The 16,036-nt window shown below is 54.7% G+C and carries 11 protein-coding genes and 1 tRNA gene; 7 read left to right on the top strand and 5 right to left on the bottom strand.

Features of this window, described 5'->3' with window-relative positions; genetic code table 11:
* Window positions 1-392 precede the first annotated feature (392 nt).
* Both Q31a_RS16870 and Q31a_RS16865 read left to right on the top strand, forming a co-directional pair.
* Window positions 393-644 (top strand): acyl carrier protein, encoded by a 252-nt coding sequence (locus Q31a_RS16870; RefSeq protein ID WP_145080317.1) that lies wholly within the window; start codon window positions 393-395, stop codon window positions 642-644.
* Window positions 645-747: 103 nt separating this feature from the next.
* Complete coding sequence (locus tag Q31a_RS16865) at window positions 748-2,142, top strand: phytoene desaturase family protein (RefSeq protein WP_145087360.1); 1,395 nt, start codon at window positions 748-750, stop codon at window positions 2,140-2,142.
* Window positions 2,143-2,583: 441 nt separating this feature from the next.
* On the opposite strand, the gene Q31a_RS16860 is transcribed toward Q31a_RS16865, so the two are convergent.
* Window positions 2,584-2,988 (bottom strand): DUF2784 domain-containing protein, encoded by a 405-nt coding sequence (locus tag Q31a_RS16860; protein WP_145080314.1) that lies wholly within the window; start codon window positions 2,986-2,988, stop codon window positions 2,584-2,586.
* A gap of 246 nt (window positions 2,989-3,234) precedes the next feature.
* Here Q31a_RS16860 and Q31a_RS16855 point away from each other — a divergent pair.
* Window positions 3,235-3,314 (top strand) — tRNA-Ser (locus tag Q31a_RS16855).
* A gap of 493 nt (window positions 3,315-3,807) precedes the next feature.
* On the top strand, window positions 3,808-4,290 hold the full coding sequence (locus Q31a_RS16850; protein ID WP_197355341.1) for a hypothetical protein: 483 nt from the start codon (window positions 3,808-3,810) through the stop codon (window positions 4,288-4,290).
* A 164-nt stretch (window positions 4,291-4,454) separates the two neighbouring features.
* Here the strand turns inward: Q31a_RS16850 and Q31a_RS16845 are convergent, their stop codons facing one another.
* The 4 genes from Q31a_RS16845 to Q31a_RS16830 form a co-directional block, all read right to left on the bottom strand.
* The gene (locus Q31a_RS16845) at window positions 4,455-5,918 is read right to left on the bottom strand and encodes a YeiH family protein (protein ID WP_231690801.1); all 1,464 of its coding nucleotides are present in this window, start codon (window positions 5,916-5,918) and stop codon (window positions 4,455-4,457) included.
* A 463-nt stretch (window positions 5,919-6,381) separates the two neighbouring features.
* Entirely contained in the window at window positions 6,382-7,548 is a 1,167-nt protein-coding gene (locus tag Q31a_RS16840) for a PAS domain-containing protein (protein WP_197355340.1), read from the bottom strand.
* A gap of 1,606 nt (window positions 7,549-9,154) precedes the next feature.
* Window positions 9,155-9,769, bottom strand: coding sequence for a response regulator transcription factor (locus Q31a_RS16835; protein ID WP_145080305.1), 615 nt, complete (start codon window positions 9,767-9,769; stop codon window positions 9,155-9,157).
* 396 nt (window positions 9,770-10,165) lie between these two features.
* Window positions 10,166-10,636 (bottom strand): hypothetical protein, encoded by a 471-nt coding sequence (locus Q31a_RS16830; protein ID WP_145080300.1) that lies wholly within the window; start codon window positions 10,634-10,636, stop codon window positions 10,166-10,168.
* A 292-nt stretch (window positions 10,637-10,928) separates the two neighbouring features.
* Here Q31a_RS16830 and Q31a_RS16825 point away from each other — a divergent pair, with 292 nt between their 5' ends.
* The 3 genes from Q31a_RS16825 (at window position 10,929) to Q31a_RS16810 (ending at window position 15,837) form a co-directional block, all read left to right on the top strand.
* Window positions 10,929-13,475: a PAS domain S-box protein gene (locus Q31a_RS16825; RefSeq protein WP_145080297.1), complete on the top strand. Its 2,547-nt coding sequence runs from the start codon at window positions 10,929-10,931 to the stop codon at window positions 13,473-13,475.
* Between the two features lie 12 nt (window positions 13,476-13,487).
* Window positions 13,488-15,035 carry a sigma-54-dependent transcriptional regulator gene (locus Q31a_RS16820; RefSeq protein WP_145080294.1) on the top strand — a complete coding sequence of 516 codons (1,548 nt, stop codon included), beginning with the start codon at window positions 13,488-13,490 and terminating at the stop codon, window positions 15,033-15,035.
* 304 nt (window positions 15,036-15,339) lie between these two features.
* Window positions 15,340-15,837: a hypothetical protein gene (locus tag Q31a_RS16810; RefSeq protein ID WP_145080287.1), complete on the top strand. Its 498-nt coding sequence runs from the start codon at window positions 15,340-15,342 to the stop codon at window positions 15,835-15,837.
* Window positions 15,838-16,036 lie beyond the last annotated feature (199 nt).

The following is a 16,036-nucleotide window of genomic DNA, read 5'->3' as shown; positions in this document are numbered from 1 at the left end:
TAGTGTTTTTCGCAATTGCCTCAACGATTCCCGTCGCTGCAACTCTCCTCAGGAGGATGCAGACACGCTCCGCAGCGGTGCCGAGGAATTCCCATTGCTCGCGTTGGGGGCTATTTGTAGGGCCTGTGAGGCTCACGGGGGGCTGTTAGGCGGTCTGCCCCGAGGCGGCCGACCAACAGCCGCAGCTCTATCAGAAAACGGCGGGCCCTTTCTATTTTCCGTACGGAACCCCGAGCAGCATGGCTAGTCGAATTGCAGGAGACTCGGTACCATAAACCGCTTGCTGCAAAAATTGCTCCACACCTAGACAGTCGCTTGTGACAATCGATTGTCGTGTGCCAGTGCCTGCGGCCCAATCATCCATAAGATCCTATGCCGGGAGTAGATACCTAATGAGTCCAGCGGAGATTCGAGACGAAATCATCGACATTCTCAGCGAGATTGCTCCCGATGAAGATCTGAGCAACCTTAATGATGAGCAATCGTTTCGCGAGCAAATGGAGCTCGATTCGATGGACTTCTTGGACATCGTGATGGAACTGCGCAAGCGGCATCGCATTCAGATTCCTGAGGATCAGTATGGCGAATTGGCGAGCATGGCGAGCACGGTGAAGTACCTTGAACCCAAAATGGCTGACATCTAGTCATCGCTCCTAGCCCGAAACAGCTAGGGTGCGGGAACGATGACTCTCGATAACAGCTCTGCTGCTACATCATGGTAATTAAGCGAATGGCCCGGTGACCGCTGTGTACGACACAATCATCATCGGTGGCGGTATGAGCGGCCTAGCCGCTGGTATACGCTTAGCCCACTACGATCAGAAAGTGTGCATTCTCGAGAAGCACTGGACGATTGGTGGGCTCAACTCCTTTTATCGACAAAACGGTCGCAACTACGATGTAGGACTGCACGCCGTCACGAACTTTACCCCAGCGGGGACCAAAAAGGGGCCTTTGGCCCGCCTGCTACGGCAGTTGCGATTTCGCTGGGAGGATTTCGAACTCTCGCCCCAAATGGGGTCGGCAATTGCCTTTCCTGGGGTCCGTATCGGGTTCAACAACGAACTCGACTTCTTACGCAGTGAAATTGCTCGGACCTTCCCCAGCCAAATCGACAATTTCGAGTTGTTGTTGAGCAAGCTAGCGGACTACGACGATCTCACCCAAGAGCATTTCGAAGGCTCTACCCGCAAGTTCCTGGCCGAAATTTTCGACGAGCCTCTGCTGATCGAAATGCTGCTCTGCCCCCTGATGTGGTACGGCAATGCACGCGCCCATGACATGGACTACGGGCAGTTTTGCATCATGTTCCGAAGCATCTTCATGGAAGGGTTTGCACGCCCCTACAAGGGGGTTCGGCTGATCCTGAAGCATCTGATTAAGCGTTTTCGGTCGCTCGGTGGAGAGCTCAAGCTGAGAAGTGCTGTTCAATCAATCCGAGTCGATGGCGATCGAGCGGTGGGGGTCGTGCTGGAAGACGGACAAGAGCTTCAAGCAAAGCGGATCCTCTCCAGTGCCGGGATTATCGAGACACAGCGTCTTTGCGACGATTTGAGCCACGTAGAAACCGAACGCGCCGGACAATTAACCTTCATCGAATCGATCTCCATCCTCGACAAACAACCCCGCGAAGTGGGCTTTGAGGAAACCATCGTCTTCTACAACGATAGTGACCAGTTTCACTGGAATCCTCCCCAAGAAGGCTTGTGCGATGTGCGCACGGGAGTCATTTGCAGCCCCAATAATTATCGCTATTCAAGTAGTGACGGGGAGTTGGAGGATGGGATCATCCGTCTCACGACCATTGCTGACTTTGATCGCTGGGAAAATTTGAGCGAGCAAGAGTACCAGCGGCAGAAAATGTGGTGGTACGACCGGAGCGTAGCCTCAGCCGTGCGATTCATCCCTGATTTTCGCGGCCATGTGGTAGCCACCGACGTGTTCACTCCTAAGACAATTCGCCGCTTCACTTCCCACGACAATGGCGCTGTCTACGGCGCACCGGACAAGAAACTCGACGGCACAACACACCTGAAAAACCTTTTTCTGTGTGGTACCGATCAGGGCTTCGTTGGAATTATCGGCGCCATCGTGAGCGGCATATCAATGGCCAACATGCACTGCCTGCGGAACAACGATTAGCTTCACAGTTTCTCGGGTTTGGCAAACGTCGTTTCTCGCATTTTATCTTTCAAATGCAGCCAGTCGCAGCTAGGACTCTAGCGCCTGACCCAGGCGTTTGCCTCTAGCGCGCGGACAACGGACGCACCGCTGCCGACAGTCCGATCCTTGCAGGCTCATTCGGTAAAATGTTCGTAGTACAGGCGGTGCGCCAAGACTGGCAGCGCGAGCGGTGGTCACACCCGTGCTGTCATCGACTGGTCGATGCTCTGAGGTCGATGCTTAGATTTTGTCGATGCTTAGATTTTACTGCGGCGATGCGACTTCCCAGAGGAATTTCAACTCCGTCTACCAGCTAAACTACAAGCGAATTCGTCGCAAAAATGCCGTAGAGAGCCAGCCTGGATATGATATCCGCTCACAACTCCACCTCGCGGTTTTCATCCCCCTGCCATGGAACAGCTAAGTGGTACGATTGTTCGTAAAGTTAGGGGGGACCAACCAGAGCGTGGCCAGCACGACACTACCAAAGATGCAGTAGGCAATCGTAAAGACATGCGGCGGCAAGTCGTAAAACAGGAGGTCGTGCGCCAAGCGTCCAACGAAGCTACCCTGGCTTGCCGTTTCACCAGCTTGGTGCCTCAGGTGGCGTTCCAGAGTGGTCAGCGGGCAAGTGATCGAAAGCAATGCTTCGATAACGACTACAGCGATCATGGTGGTGTGCGATGCCCGAAACCAGCGGTTCCGAACCCATTGCCAATTCGCCATTCCACCGGCGGCAATCGCAAGCAGCCCCAATACGACAAATAGAACATAGGAGATGTGAAGCACTACCACGGCGTCGGCGGCAAGGGAATAGAAACGCATGGTTGATCCAGCATCGTCTTGAGATGGAGCGGTCAGATAGGTCGAATGAAGATCCAGTCGGCCAACATTGGGGTGGCCTCTCAACGCAATAAGTAGGGGCCGATTCGCTGTACACGGTTAGAGAGACCCGAGGATGCGTGGCTCTATTCCGGCTATGACGGATAGAGGCGAAAAAAAGTGGATTCCTCGGGACTGTCCCCGACGACTGCCCTTGCTAGCGAAGGTGTTTCTGTCGATAATGCCTGAGGAGGGTAACCGAATGGTTAGGAAGCTGATTCGAAATCAGTCGCTGGCAACAGTTGCGGGTTCGAGTCCCGTGCCCTCCGCCTCATTGGCATCTGCGATGCCTTAAAACTGAACGCCGCCAGTCGAAATTCGTTTCGCTGGCGGCGTTTTTTCGTCGATTGCCTCAGGTTATTGCGCAACGGGACATCGCCTGGTGGATGGCGAGAACTGGTGGATGGCGAGAACTTGCCATTGCCGGGGGGCGTTTGGGCGGGCCGGGTGGAATCGTCCAGCGAGTGTCCTTGTACACTCTGGCAACTCTCCCTGCGGGTGGCCGGTCGGATGAGGCCTCTGTAGGCTGACGGGCAATCAAGCAACCCCCAGTCGCAGCGTCAGCTCATCCTTTCTGCCTGGCCCCGCGTTCTGCGAACTTCCGTCGCTTGCTTTTCCGGACGATCCTGGTATCGACGCTCTTCCGCCGATTTCTCGCTTGGTTGTTCATGCTGATGCGGGTAAATTGGCGGTTTTGGCTGGCATGCGAAGACTAACGCTGGCCCAACTCGCCACACCTTCATCGTTGGTAGGGACAAGTCCATGGAAACAGCCTACCACGAAGCAGGCCACGCAGTGGTGGGAACTCTGTTGGGCGGAAGAGTGCTGTCAGTAACCATCGAGCCGGACCGACTGGAATACCCCGACTTGGCAGGGGATATCGAAGTCGAGTGGGACCACTCTCGCTACTCCCCGCAGCGACTGCTGGAATGCGAAATCCTGACAGCCTTAGCGGGGCCCGCAGCAGAGATTCTTTATCAGGGAGGAGAGCTCCGAGCTTCCACCATTTCCGCTTGGCGATCCGATTGGGCGGTCGCCCTTGCAATCACTGATGGACTTTTCCCAACTCGCGATATGCAAATGCGGTACTTGGGGAAGTGTTGTGGGGCGCTCCGGGAGAAAATGAACTCGGACACGTGGTGGTGGCAGGCAATTGCGGAAGTTGCTGATTTGCTCGATGCCCATGAAACCTTGGAGGGGGAAGAAGTGGCTGAGGTCGTGCAGCGATGGATCGTACGTGGGTAGAGCTTAGGCTCGCTAACGCTCTTGAGGAGCGCCTCGGACACCATCGCACTTAGAGGCACTTGAGTGTTCGCGCGCGTGCTCTGTAGGGCATGCTCCGTTGCCAGGACCGCTTCCAGCTCGCTGGAGAGTGCGGGACCGATTCCAGCGAGCTTCGGCAGTTTGGGTTACTGCAGGTATTGGTCGATCATGTCTCGAAAGACAACTCTAAACATCAACCATGCCATCAGTAGGGTGAGTAGCAAGTTCAGGGACTGCCCACAGATGTACAGAATGAGCGGCTTACCGCCGCGGAGGTGCGGCAGCAACGTGCGAAAGTGGGTGTCGAGGCCGATACTCACAAAAGCAAGGCAGAACAGCCAGCTGCGAAGCGTTTTAGTCGAACCCTTGATCACGGCATCCACAACTTCGGGACCTGTTGGTAGCACGGCATAGATGGTCGAGAACAGCACCGACATCAAGACAAACCCTAGAACGAATTTTGGGAAGCGGTACCAGATCTCTGAAATGCCGGGACGGGCCCCCTGCGGATCTCGCTCCACACAGGTCACCCAGTAGATAGCTACGAAAAACGCGGTTACTCCGATCAAGATGTTCTGAATCATCTTAACGGTAGCAGCCACCTCTAAAGCGCGGTCTCCCAGGACTGCCCCCGCGGCAGCTACTGCTCCCGTGGAGTCGATGGTTCCGCCCAGCCAAGCTCCGCCCAAGATTTCGTCCATGCCCGACGCCTTAATAATGGCGGGTTGGATGACCATCATCAGTACCGTAAACGAGAGCGACATACCGATGGCCAGTGACAACTCTTCCTTCTTGGCTTTGCAGGCCGCCGCGGTTGCGATTGCCGCTGAAACTCCGCACACCGACATGTCGGCGGAAATCACCATGTTGAGCGAGCGCGAAGGAATTTTAAGTACTTTTTGCCCAAAAATGTAAGTCGAAATCAGTACGATGGGAGTCACGATCCAAGCCACAAATACCCCTGGTAAACCCAGTGCTAGGAGCTTGGACATCAGCACCTCGGCACCCAGGAGCACCAGGCCTGATTTGATAAAGAACTCCGTTAAGACGGCCGGTCTCAAAAATTTGGGGGTGCCAACCGTGTTGCTGATGATCAGCCCGACGAGTAACGCCCAAAGTGCGTATTCGAGGTTGTACGCCTTGATCACGCTCTGGGATGCCATTGCATACGCAAAGACGGCAAGCAGGAAAACGACGGGAAAGGCAGCCAGGAAGCCGATTGCCGACTTGCCCCGTCCCCACGCTGCACCGCCGAATAGCACAGCCAAGATCACAAAAGCGCCCAGAATTCCTGGCACTTGGTTTACGGCAGCGGCTCCGTCCACGCCAGCCTGGTAGAACGAATCCAGTGGATTGTCTGTCCATTTCCCGGGTAGTTTAATCCACTGGGCCAGTGGGTTTTCCAGTTTGACAGACTCGTCAGCGGCCGGTGGGATGGCCGGGCGGTTGACCAACACCGCCAACAGAGAGACCGCCAGTAGCAAGCCGCCACACCAAATGGCCCACCAATCCTCTGCTTTCTTCATGTCCTGCCAAAGAGTGGGCCTCGCAGGTGGATCGATTATCTCGGAAGCAGACGGGGAGGGTTGTGGATTGCCAACAGGGTCCATCGCTGATTATTTCCTTGCTGAAAGTATCGATCTCTGGGCAGCATCCTACGACGTGCAACTCTTCCAAGCATCGCGACGCATTTGCATCCACTGGAGCTTGGAAGGAAGGTGGGACGGGCAGGCGGGTTGTCGAGTTCTTCGGTTGATGGGGAGCGGGAAGGACGCGTCACGGCGCGGTCGCACCAATGCCCAAACGGCAAATAACATAAGGCGAGAAAGCCTGAATGGGCGGTCCGCTTGGAAGCCGTTTGCTTGGAATCGGCCCGTGGCGAGCGACCGATTGGATTGGAAATAGCCGCTGTGTGGGCCTAGTGCATCCAATTTTATACTGCGCCATTGCAGCAGGGGCAATCACGCTAATGCCGCTTCCACGCGGTGCCTTCAAGCAAAGTGCAACGCTACTCGACAGACGCTATCACAGAAGGACGGAAGCGAGGGATTGGGCCGCGGGGGATCCGCGGGGCTATTCCGTGTCCCAAATCTTGCGAACCATTCGGCGGATTTTGAAGTCGTCGATGGGCCGAGTGCTGAGGGGGAACCGAATAGCGAAGCCGAAGACATACTCGGCGTCTTGCCCGTTCTCCACCGGACAAGCGCGCTGCACGAGTTCTCCGCCATTCGCATGGACAATCGACAGACAGGAGCCCCAAGTACTGCTTGGGAGAAGCTCCGCCGGAGATGCACTCAGAATGGGAGGAGGCAGGAGAATGGGAGAGTCACTCGAGATCTCGATCTGACCGTGTTGCCCGTCAACTTTAACGTCGAGAGAGACGAGCGGCAGAACCGCTGCATCCCTGGCTGCTCCGCGATCCCGCAAACTGGTAAACGCATGCATGCAAACGGACAGTAGGTTCACCAGTACAACCTGTAGCTGCAACGCATCGCAGGTTACTACGACCGACTGCGAGCAATATCCTGTTTGAATTCTGAGCGTGGGGGAGAGACTCGCTTCCGCAGCGACGAGTGTCTGTTTCACAATGTCGCAGAGGTCCACTTTTTGCTGCTGGGATTCCCACTCGATTAGCTGTCGTTTTAGGTCGGCAATACAGTTGGAAGCACTTTGGGACGCAACCTGCATTATCGCCAGACTGTTTCTGGCAGGGCTGGAGGTTAGAGTTCCATTATCCTGATGCAATTCGAGGATATCGGACATGTTCTGTACCACATGGATAGGCTGGCTAATCTCGTGGATGAACGAAGAGCTCCAATACGCGATGGCGGCCGACCGAGAGGCCGTTTGCAAGCGTGCCCAGTAAGCTTGCTGGGTGTTGGGGCGGAAATGCAGCACAGCGCTGAACTCTTGCCCGAAGCCACCAACTACCAAATCGATGTCCATCGTTTCCGTGCGGATCGTGTATTCAAAATTTTGTGGTGAATCGGGATTCGGAGGATCGAAACTCTCGGCAAGTTTGGATTCGACTAAGCGCGGGTCCACTCCCAACCTTCGAAAAAGTTCACTCGGCGACTGTTGAGCTAGAAAGCAGGGATGATTTTCCCAGTCTAAAAATCGGCAGGCCGCTGGATTCGCGGAGACAATGCGCAATTCTTCGGCATACAGCACCAGCACGATACCGTCCGCGCTCGCCCTGAAGCATCTTTCGAAGAAAGCTGTCTTAACGGCCTCATTCACACGCACTGCTCCCTACCGTCGAATACCAATGGCACCAGCAAAAAAGAATGCGAGTATGTTAGCACGCCGCATCGCTGCTAATACCCAGTATGCACGTTATGGCTTAACGATGAACGCAGTCCACGGGCTTTTGCGGGCTCCCGAACCGGGGGGACGCACCATGGGGCTAAAGCGAGGGATGCAGCCCGTAAGCGCGAAGCGCATGAAAAAAGGGTATCCGGCGAACTGGTTGCCCCATCCACTGTGTGTTTTGCACATAGTGAAAACAGTTGCCGGAATACCCTGGAGATTCAGAAGTCTGGGGCAGGCTTGAGGAAGCTCGCCACAGACTCATTCTCATTGTATAGGTGCTAGGGGTGGTGTCCCTGGATAGTGGACGACCCATTCGTAGGAATCGGAGTTTCAGGCGGCGCCCAATTCCCAATTCGACTGGGTGGGTACCGCCAGCCTTGCAATTGGGCTGAGGTTCCTTTTCCTAGGGAGACGCTTTGTTGACTCAGCGTTCCATGCACTGTTTTCTACAGTTCTGGGACTGTCGAATTCAGCACAACAGATACGTTGCCAATTGTGTAGGCCCCGGGTGGGCTTGGAGTTCGTCAACTGGTGTCTACAGTGAGTTATCGGAAGGGAGTGGATTGTCGATGAATGATGACGCTTCAATTGCGGGAACCCGCGAGCGTGCAAAATATCACGATTCCTGATTCGCAGCGGAACTCTATCAGGAGAACTTCTTATTGCATCACCCAGCGGCCAAGTTGTGTTCCCAGCCCCCTGCGGGCCATGGGCAAGGTGCGCAGAAAGCGTGTGCCTCGTGCCTGCCCGTAGCGTGATGATTGCTGATTTCAGTTGTCGCAAACACTGGTGCCCGGTTCTCCACCGCTAGGCGTGTCGCAGCGGCGTGGAGAGTGGTAATCCGCCACGCGACGGCGCGCCGAGCCCAGCAGTGCCATTCCCCAACTTACGAATTCATGCACCGAAGTTGTGGTACTACGGTGAATTGAGTTCCCTGTGCGTTTCTTTGCAAATGATCGCTTCGGGAATAGTAGGACAGCGTTTGCGAACATTCCAAGCAGTTGGAATCGCTATCCATCGAACAATGTTGCGACTTAAATTTGCTACTTAAGAAGTACGGATTCCCGTAAAGGACTTTAGCAAGCAGCAAGAATTGTTTGTCGATGGCACCAAGGTGTTACAATGCGTCTCAGCGAACAATCCTCTGCGGCACTCACTGGAATGCCTGCGGATTGTTGGTGTGCAGCAATCAGAGTGGAAGTGCGGCCAAGCCTGGAGGCTCGGAGTCGTGCATGGAAGCAATATACTACGGCCGCGTTTCCACCTTGTTGCCCCCTATATCGTAGAGTGGGCCCGCTGCTGAACCAGAACAAACCGTTTAGCAACCGTTATGAGGGCTTATTGCAGCGGTGACGCGTGCGTCGGAGATGGAGCTTGAGAAAATTGGCATGGATGCCAAGCGGCGTTTCGGGTTGCAATCTCGATTCCCGCGATGCCGGTTCGAGATTGCAGTTCTTTGGGGCAAGCTGGCTGAAGGAGCCAAACCGGTTCAGGGCTCGAATGGTCGAGGCTCAGCTGATTGGAGCTCATCTGATCAGGGCTCATCTGAATTGGCTGTTAGCCAAACTTGAACCATACCTGCAATCGAAGCAACCCCCAGTTTCTTAAAAGTGGCGGCACGACGAGCTTCCACAGTCCTCAAGCTGGCGTCAATCCGCGATGCAACAACCTTATTCGCCAAGCCTTCGACGAGCATTTCCGCAACTTCCGCTTCCGCAGGGGTCAGTGATTCCATTTTGCGTTTGGCATCTTCACGCTCAGCGTCTTTAATGGAATTGCGTTGGTCAAGGCGAATTGCCTCCAGGATTCCTCCCCAGAGACTCTCACGATTACAGGGCTTTTCAATCAGGCTGATGGCACCTCCGCGAACCGCCCGAACTGTAGATTGCGTGTCTGCAAAGGCAGTCACCACCACTACAGGAATCGTTAAGTCCTGCTTCCTGAGGCATTCAATGAGATCGATGCCGCTCATTCCTGGCATGCGCTGATCGGTGACGATGCAAGCAGGACGTTGTCCCGCATACGACGCCAAAAAGTCTTCGGCAGATGCAAAAGAAGATACAGGCAATTGCATCGCACGTACCAGTTCCACGACCACATTTCTAGAATTCTCGTCGTCGTCAATCACAAATACAGCCGGTTCTGACATGCTGACGCTGGCCTATCTAGAAAATGAAATTGTTTCCTAGTGTTGGAGGCACGATGTTGTGCAACAGGGATTTCCCTTTGACTCCTAAAAGTGAATTTATGTCTTCACCGACACCAGTCTTCGTGGGGTATTGTACCCGTTAGAGGGATTCTATGCAAAAGAGCCTGTGCCTTTTGTTAGCACAAACCTGGTGCCATCGAGTCCTGCGGTGGAGCAGGATCGGCAGCGGGCTCGTTGTAAGCTCAAAGTCGTGTTGGCACTCCTGTTGGCAATTTTGCTGATCATAAACTTGCCTGCCCATAAACGACTCAGGAGACTAGCGCCCACGGGAGATCATCAAAGCGAAGTGAAGCGGCGGTGCGGTCCGCGAGTGTCCTTCGTGAGGGAGTGGTTAGGTTAAGCAAACGGTGATGGCGGATTTCCTAAGCTTTGAACTAGCCGGTCTCGTAGTTCTGCCAGTGGTGCCTGCAACTCGGTTTGGTGCAGCACGCCCATAAGCCTTTGTACGCACTCAATCGCTTGGTCAAGTTTTCCGTGTTCTAGTTGGTACTGCAGGTACTGGAATTGCATTTGCACCTGTGCAATCGCAGCCTCACGGTCACGCAGCCAGATTGAGGCAGCTTTCCAGTCTTCTCGCTCCAATCCGGCGGTTGCTCTTGAGAGAAGCTCCGCTCCGCGCGAACTAATGCTTTCCAGATTGATTCCCGTTCTACCAAAAGGAGTCGTAATTGAAGACAACCCGGCTAAAGCTTGCCATGTCTCGGCCAATTCTGCCAGCAATTGCTCCTGATTCACATTAAGCACTCCCTGGGGTGTCGCCAATCGTAGACGCTCTGCGGGTGGTGAGTCCTTGAACGATGATGGCACGATCAACCTCCTGCTTGCGCTTTCCAATTTGGTTTAAAATAGGAATTGGCAAGCTTTGCCGCTTAGGCGTGGTAACTGGAATTCGTTCATAGCATGTGCCGGCTGGCAAGTTGCGTCCCAGTGCGGAGTGGCTCCGATCGGGCGGATCGTCGCCAGCGGTTGACGTTCGACAATCCGACTCGGACGATTGACGGGGTGTTTGCTAGTCTGACCTCATCGGATCCGCTTCCGTAGAGTTCTGGGAAACCGCAATTGGCGTGCCATTTGAAATCCAATCGATGGAAATCTTGGGATGATAAAATTTTTGAGTAATACGGCCACTTGGGTCGTACTCCTAATCAGCGTCACGCTGCTTTCAATCGTTTGGTTGGGGTATACGACGCTGCGCAATACGGGACTGTTCGTGACCTACGAACACCAATTGGCAGACACGCTAACGGCCAAGCATTTGCTCGATAGGAATTGGTTGGCCTATGAAGGGACAGAAAACGGACTGCGCGGATTTTTTTTGACCAGCGATGAGGGCCTGCTGCAGGAGTTTCTTATCGACCTGGAACGTCTCCAAGACGCTTTCCGAGATGTCAAAGATCACTTTGCAGCACATCCTTCCTCGTCTCCATTGTTGAAGGAGTATTTTGAGCTGCTGACGAGCCGAATCGAGGCGATTGAGCAGCAGGTCGGCTTAAATGTGCCCGAACGCTCCAGCACCGCAGATGAGATCGCGGAACTGTTACGCACTGGGGAAATGGCGAAACGGCAGATCAGCCGGCTTGCTGAACAATTGTTAACGGCTCAAGCAACGGACCTGACCGAATTGCAAGAGTTGAGCGCGGCTCGAGCAGATTGGACAAAGCTGGAGATTCTCAGTGGGCACATCCTGGCCTCTGGCTTGCTCGCCGTAGCAGGACTGACGATCTACTTGGATCGCAAGAAGCGATGGGCTATTGAACAAGATTTAATTGCCACCTCTCAACGCATGTCCGGAATTATCGATTCGGCCCACAGCGGAATTATTAGTGTCGATCAGACGCAGCGAATTGTTTTGATGAATGTGACCGCCGAGAAAATGTTCCAGTGTAGGGTGGAGGAACATCGCGATTTATTGATTGAGGAATTCTTTCCCGTACAGGATCGAAGTGCCCGGAAACTTATGTTGGACGCATTCTTCGACTCGGTCGACCAACAGCGAATGTTAGATGAAATCTATGCCAGGCGTTCTGATGGAGTTGAGTTTCCAGCCACACTCTCAATCTCTAAGTCGGGTGCCGGTGAGCAAAAATTGGTGACGTTGTTAATCAAAGACTTGAGTGAACAATACGCCAGTCAGGCTAAAATGCGGGAACAGGCTGCTATCCTCAATCAGATTCGCGATGCCGTCCATATTCGCGATATCGACAATCGCATTACTTACTGGAATCACGGTTCGGAACTGCTCTATGGTTGGACTGCAGCGGAAGCAATTGGCCATCATCCCGACCAGCTGATGGCTCCCCAACAATTGCCCGAGCATACTGAGGCGCACGATTCGCTTCTCAAACATGGTAGTTGGATCGGAGAACTCAAACAGATCACGAAAACCGGGCGTGAAATTTTAGTCGAACAAAGGCGCACCCTGTTGCATGACACGTTGGGAAATGCCAGTGGACAATTGATCATTGGACTCAATGTCAGCGAGCGACTTAAGCGGGAACTCGGGGAGCGACGTCGGCAACGCCTGGAGAGTCTCGGAACATTGGCTGGAGGGATTGCCCACGATTTGAACAATGTGCTAACCCCAATTACGATGGCCAGCACGCTGCTTGAAAGGGAGCAACCCCAGGAGAAGCGGCAGCGTTTGTCGAAGACGATTCAAGCCAGTGCCGAACGAGGGGCTGAGATGATTCGGAAGTTGCTGGCGTTTGCCGGCGGCGGACGCAACACAGAGCAAAGTTTGATCAGTGTCGAAGCGGTCATCGATGAAGTTCGCGGGCTGCTAGCGCACGCACTCCCCAAAAGCATCCAGCTCAGTATCGATATTGCGCCCAAACTATTGTCCATACGCGGGGATGCGACCGAACTGACGCAGGTCCTAATAAATTTGGCGGTGAACGCCCGCGATGCAATGCCCCAGGGGGGCAAGCTGGGCATTCTGGCTGACAACTGCACGCTCAAACGTCGACTCATGCTCGGGGCCAAAAGCTTGCCTGTCGGCGACTATGTGCGCGTCCAAATGAGTGATACCGGTACAGGTATTCCCGCGGAAATTGCCGAGCATGTTTTTGATCCCTTCTTCTCCACGAAAGAGCAAGGCAAAGGCACCGGCTTAGGGCTGGCTACTTGTTTGGGGATCGTCCATACTCACGGGGGCGCTATCAGCCTACAAAGCGAGATTGGAGTGGGGACCACCTTTACGCTAATGCTGCCCGCTGCCGCGGAGGGAAGCGAAATCGCTGCTCTCCCTCAACACCTTCCAACGCATCCCTTTGGCCACGGTGAGACAATCCTGGTGGTGGACGATGAGTCGCTGATTGCGGAAATGGCGCGCGAAGTGCTCGAGAACTTCGGCTACCAGGTGATTACCGCTGAAAGCGGTGCGAACGCTGTCCGTGAGTGCTTGGCGAGCGATTCGAAAATTTCAGCCATCCTACTCGACATGATGATGCCAGGTATGGACGGTCCCGCCACGATCGCCGCGTTGCAAGCGGAGGGGGTCTCGTTGCCAATCGTCGCTTGCAGTGGCTTGCGCAGCTCTGGACAAGCCCTGCTGCCCGGTGTGGCCTGCTTCCTCGGAAAACCCTATTCTGATCAACAGTTGCTCGGGGCTATTCACGAAGTCCTCAATACCAACATTCATCAATAATCAGGCACACGTGTGGATATTACGACCAAGCTCTTAGTCATCGACGATGAACCGCTGATTTTGGATGTTTTCGAATGCGCCTTCAGTCAGCCAGAATACATTGTGCAAACGGCGCAGAACGCCGCGGAGGGGCTTGCTGCATTTCGCGACAACCGTCCTGATGTGGTCTTGATGGATGTGCAGATGCCTGACTGTACCGGCTTGGAAGCGCTCGCCCAACTGCAGCGTCTGGACCCCAAGATTCCGATCGTGCTCATGACGGGACATGGTACGGCGGCCACCGCTATTGAAGCCATGCGCATCGGGGCTTTCGAGTATCTTCTCAAACCGCTGCAGATGGAGAATTTAACCCAAGTTGTCACCTCCGCTGCTGAAACCAGTCGCATGACAAGAACTCCGGCTTTTCTGCCGTCGGAAACACCTCATCAAGGTAATCACGGAGATTGCATTGTTGGAAGCTCGCGCGCGATGCAAGAGGTTTATCGGGCCATTGGACGGGTGGCGTCGCGCAACGTTACCGTGTTGATCTTGGGGGAAAGTGGTACCGGAAAGGAAGTTGTCGCTCGAGCGATCTATCAATATAGCGATCGCGCCGCCCAACGTTTTTTGCCGGTCAATTGTGCAGCAATTCCCGAACATCTGCTCGAGAGCGAATTGTTTGGCCATGAAAAAGGAGCTTTCACGGGTGCTGATCGCAAGCGTATTGGCAAGTTCGAACTGGCTAGTGAAGGGACGCTTTTTCTCGACGAAATCGGTGATATGACCCCGCTCATGCAAACCAAAATTTTGCGTGTGGTCCAAGATCAACAATTCGAACGGGTCGGCGGCAGCGAGTCTGTGCAGACCGATGCCCGCTTGATCGCCGCTACCAATCGTGACCTCGCGAAAGCGATTGCCGACGGTAGCTTTCGCTCAGACCTGTTCTACCGTTTGAATGTCTACACCATCGAATTGCCGCCGCTCCGCGAACGCATGGAGGATTTGCCTGAGCTCGTCGACTACTTTCTTTACCGCTATTCGCATGAACTGAAGAAGCCACTCACTAGCTATTCTCCCGAAGCATTGGAGCAACTTAACGCTTACCAGTGGCCTGGGAATATCCGCGAACTGCAAAGCGTGATCAAGCGTGCCGTGCTCGAAGCGACTGGGCCTGTGTTGGTCCCTGCCTTTCTGCCCGATTCGATTCGCCGTCCTCAATTCCGGCTCGCAAGCCTTTCGCCCGCGGAGCCCACTCCAGCCAGTCCCCCCACCACTGAAAGTCCACTAGGACGCGCTGGAGACAATTCGAAGCTCGCGCGTCCCATAACTGCGACAGCGTTAGCGGAGGCACTCGAAGCGCTTGCTGCGCAACAGCTTTCCAACGACTCCAATAACAACATTTTTGAAGAGGTGGTTGCCGTGGCGGAGCGTGCTGCAATTGCGGCCACGCTGCGATGCACCAACGGGAATCTGACCGAATCGTCGCGACGTCTGGGAATCAGTCGTACGACTCTGCGGGCTAAGATGCTCAGTCTGCAAATCCACGTCGATCAAAATGCGGTCGTCAACTATTCAGAGTAGTCAGACCGAGGCAAGGCCACCTACGCGGAACGAGCGTGGAGGTGGCCTCTAGCTACTTCCCTGCGAAGCCTGCCCCTGGGACGCCGATCTTGGGAGCGTCACCTGCCAAAGAAAAGACGCTGCCGCACCACATGGCAGGGGTGGTGGGAAGTATGCGCAAAAAAGCCCTGCTCGGGGTGTTGGTGACGTGCCACTGCACTGCGTATGGCGGACGCATTCGCCGCACTACTGCAACTGAATGTGACCACCAGGATGATCGCGGCCAACCCAAAACTGCTTCTACGATACATGTCTAGGTTCCCTCATGTCGCTCGAGAATGATCGTCTGCGTATCAAACGCGGCCAGCTTCCCAAGCAAGTAAATGCCGCCACAGATTCCGCCTCGGTCTCCATGGCTGACGATCTCGTAGGCCACTGCCCTTGCATCTTGTATGCCAGTCGGTGGCAGAGGGATGCTACCGGACGCGAAGGCGCTCGCGTCGAAGTGCAGAGACCGGTGAGAACTGAGGTCGTAACAACCAATATCCCAGTTGAAAAGCAGCGTTGTGGTAGCCCCGGGAAATTTTTCTTGCAGTTCGGCGGAGCGGTTCCGGAGTACAACCAGGCGGTACGATGGTTAGAAAGTTATCGGCGCCGCCAGATTCTGATCAACGCCGCTACGGAGCTGCTGCAGATCGGGCGAAACCGTAGGGAGGTGCTACCCGCCAGTGTTTGCAAGGTGGACTTGTCGGCGGTGTTTGCTTCACTCCGAGGCGCACGTCCAACCAGGCTTGGGGAATGCAACGAATTCGGGCTCGAGTAGCAGCACAAGTGCAATCGGCGCAGTGAACCCGCGATAGTCTCTGATGCATGCGGCAACGAGATCTCCTTGCTGTCTGCGGCCGGGAAGAACGGTTGCGTTGAGTCCGAGGAACGCCCGGTTGGAGTTCGAGCGATTGTGCCAATTGGCATGCGACGTGCTATGACGGACTGCGGAGGGAAACGGCCGAGGCTGTCGGTCC

The sequence above is a fragment of the Aureliella helgolandensis genome, from assembly GCF_007752135.1.
GTDB lineage: Bacteria > Planctomycetota > Planctomycetia > Pirellulales > Pirellulaceae > Aureliella > Aureliella helgolandensis.
The sequence above is the reverse complement of the archived record's forward strand: the minus strand, read 5'-3'. Positions and strand labels throughout refer to the sequence as shown.